The 1092-nt window shown below is 72.8% G+C and carries 2 protein-coding genes; both read left to right on the top strand.

The window, feature by feature from the left end:
• The coding region (locus D7Y13_RS41645; protein WP_147452655.1) for a cytochrome ubiquinol oxidase subunit I at positions 1-229 on the top strand (229 nt) is incomplete at its 5' end.
• On the top strand, positions 219-1092 hold an 874-nt coding region (locus tag D7Y13_RS41640; protein ID WP_244222474.1), incomplete at its 3' end, for a cytochrome d ubiquinol oxidase subunit II. The genes D7Y13_RS41645 and D7Y13_RS41640, both read left to right, overlap by 11 nt.

Raw genomic sequence — 1092 nt, 5'->3', positions numbered from 1 at the left:
GCTGGAGGCGGGGTGGCTCGTCACCGAGTGGGGCCGGCAGCCGTGGATCGTCCGGGGCGTGATGCGCACCAGCGAAGCGGTGACGCCGGTGCCTCATCTGGCGGCGCCGTTCTTCACCTTCACGGCGGTGTACCTGTTCCTGGGAGTGACGGTGCTCTTCGTGCTCTGGCGGCAGGTGGCGGGCACGCTGCCCGGAGCGGTGGATGGGAAGGTGACCCATGCCCATTGAGGAGGTGCTGGGGTTCGCGGTGGCGGGCACGTTCGTGCTGTACGCGCTCCTGGGCGGGGCGGACTTCGGCGGTGGGGTGTGGGACCTGCTGGCCCAGGGGCCTCGCAAGGCGGAGCAGCGGGCGCTCATCGCCCGCGCCATCGGTCCGGTGTGGGAGGTGAACCATGTCTGGCTCATCGTCGGACTGGTGCTGCTGTTCAGCGGCTTTCCGCGCGCGTTCGCGGCGCTGAGCGTGGCGCTGCACGTGCCCCTGACGCTGCTGGTGCTGGGCATCGTGTTCCGGGGGACGGCGTTCACCTTCCGGGCCTACGACACGCGCGGCGACGCGGTGGAGCGGCGCTGGGGCGTCGTCTTCAGCGTGGCGAGCGTGGTGGCGCCGCTGCTGCTGGGCATGTGCGTGGGCGCGGTGGCCAGCGACGCCATCCGCATGCAGGGGCACGCGGTGGTGAGCGGCTTCTTCGCGTCGTGGCTGTCCCCCTTCGCGGTGTCGGTGGGCGTGCTGACGCTGGGGCTCTTCGCGTTCCTGGCGGCGGTGTACCTCACGCACGAGGCGCCCACGCCCCAGCTTGCGGAGGACTTCCGGCGCCGCGCGCTGGTGACGGGCGGGCTCCTGTTCCCGCTGGCCCTGGCGGTGCTGCTGCTGTCGAAGGAGGGCGCGCCCCGGGTGTGGACCGGGCTGTCGCAGACGCCGTTCGCGCTGGCGCTGCACGTGGGCACGGCGGTGGCGGCGGTGGTGGCCTTCGCGCTCCTGTGGACGCGGCGCTTCCGGGCCGCGCGGGTGGCGGCGGCCACGACTTCGAGAAGCGCAACGCCGTGGAGGAGCTGCTCACGGACGCGCTCGGTTGGACGGGCAACGGCGAGGT

Origin of the sequence: Corallococcus praedator (assembly GCF_003612125.1) — a bacterium.
Taxonomy (GTDB): Bacteria; Myxococcota; Myxococcia; order Myxococcales; family Myxococcaceae; genus Corallococcus; species Corallococcus praedator.
The sequence above is the reverse complement of the archived record's forward strand: the minus strand, read 5'-3'. Positions and strand labels throughout refer to the sequence as shown.